At 38.2% G+C, this 1,478-nt stretch carries 3 protein-coding genes; all 3 read left to right on the forward strand.

Translation table 11 applies throughout. From position 1 onward, the window contains the following. Positions 1–284: hypothetical protein (locus CDZ87_RS16725; protein ID WP_216639398.1), on the forward strand; the 284-nt coding region annotated here is incomplete at its 5' end. 8 nt (positions 285–292) lie between these two features. After that, a complete protein-coding gene (locus CDZ87_RS16730; RefSeq protein WP_100754535.1) occupies positions 293–886 on the forward strand; it encodes a hypothetical protein in 594 nt (197 codons plus the stop codon). Between the two features lie 170 nt (positions 887–1,056). Continuing rightward, complete coding sequence (locus CDZ87_RS16735) at positions 1,057–1,302, forward strand: hypothetical protein (RefSeq protein WP_100754536.1); 246 nt, start codon at positions 1,057–1,059, stop codon at positions 1,300–1,302. Positions 1,303–1,478: the final 176 nt, after the last annotated feature.

Raw genomic sequence — 1,478 nt, forward strand, 5'->3', positions numbered from 1 at the left:
GTTGTAAGTTCCAAGTGGTTTCAGTGACAGTCGCTTTGAAACTGCGCCTGATTTGGTTTTTCAACACGCTGAAAAACGGCGTTGGCAAAAGTGGAAATAAATTGGAAATCAGTGGTTTAGAATGGCAACTAACAAAGCGTTTAAGGCAGATTCGCAACGCTCGGCATTTTTGGTTTGCTTTGAATTTAGTGTTTACGGCACAATGGTTTAGGTTAGGTGGCAATGTTGCTCACTACTTAACGCGGCGTTATGCCTATTGGCTAAGTTTAGAATTATCAGGGTAGAAAATTAAGTGAATAAAATACTGAAAGTTTGTTTAGCATTTTTAGGGACTATACTTGTTGGTGCTATTGGAAGCGGAGTGTGGGAGAAGCTGTTATCCCCCCTATTTAGCTACCTACTAGGAGGAATCACATATCTACTATCAACAATATCTGAAACCTATGAAAACTCGATATTTGAAAATGCATCAACTATTTCATATGAAGGGCAGTCAGGGGTTATATTTTTGTTTGGAACGATCTTTCTAGGTTTCGCTTGTATATTCAGCTCAACGAAGAGTCTTCAGCATAATACTTTTGCAAAAGCTACTAATCTTGTACTTTCTACATATGTGAAAGGTTGGAGTGGTTTAACCGTAGGTATAACTATATTGGTATTTTCAGTATTCATGCTGTCTAAGCAAACCTCAGTATTCAAAGTAAGGCAGTATGCGGTTAAAAGTATGCATATCGTTCGTCCTTACATTGGAGAAGATAGCTACTATAAACTTTACTCTGACTATTTGTTGGTCAAGGATAAGAAAGGCTTTGATGCTTTCGTTGCTCAGGTAGAGCAATATGACTCAAAGTATCAAATCGGTATGGAGCCTTTCAGCTTAAAATAGGCATAACAAACAATTTAAGAGGGATTCCCCACGCTTGGCATTTTTGGTTTGTGTTTAGTTTAGTGTTTACGGTGTCCAAATTGGGTGTCGTGGTCGCGTGGCTCACCCCTTAATTGGGCGTTATGCCAACCTCGAAATAATTAACAATTCATTGTAAAAAGGAGAAAACAATGTCAGAGACTATTTATCAAATTGAATTTCAAACAAAAACTGAAATTGGTTTTAAAGATCACTATGAAACTACATTTGCTTGGGATTTCTTACCAAGAGTTGGAGATGTGATTGCAATCGACGGTTATTATCACAAGGTATTATGTGTAGAGTATGATTATAAACATAAAATCGAGCCTACTGTTTACATCGAATCTGTCGGTGACTACGTCGAGTACACCGAAAAATATCTAGCCAATCTGTAAGTTTTGGCATAACAAACTGTTTAAGAGTGATTCGCAACGCGTGGCATTTTTACTATGCGTTGCGTTTAGTGTTTAAGGTAGTATGCGGCAGCTTCGTTATTGCGTTGCTCACACCTTAACAGGGCGTTAGTTGCCAGCGGTAAAAATGCAGCTAAATCAGAATGTTTAGGGCTAAT

The organism is Vibrio salilacus (assembly GCF_002811245.1).
Taxonomy (GTDB): domain Bacteria; phylum Pseudomonadota; class Gammaproteobacteria; order Enterobacterales; family Vibrionaceae; genus Vibrio; species Vibrio salilacus.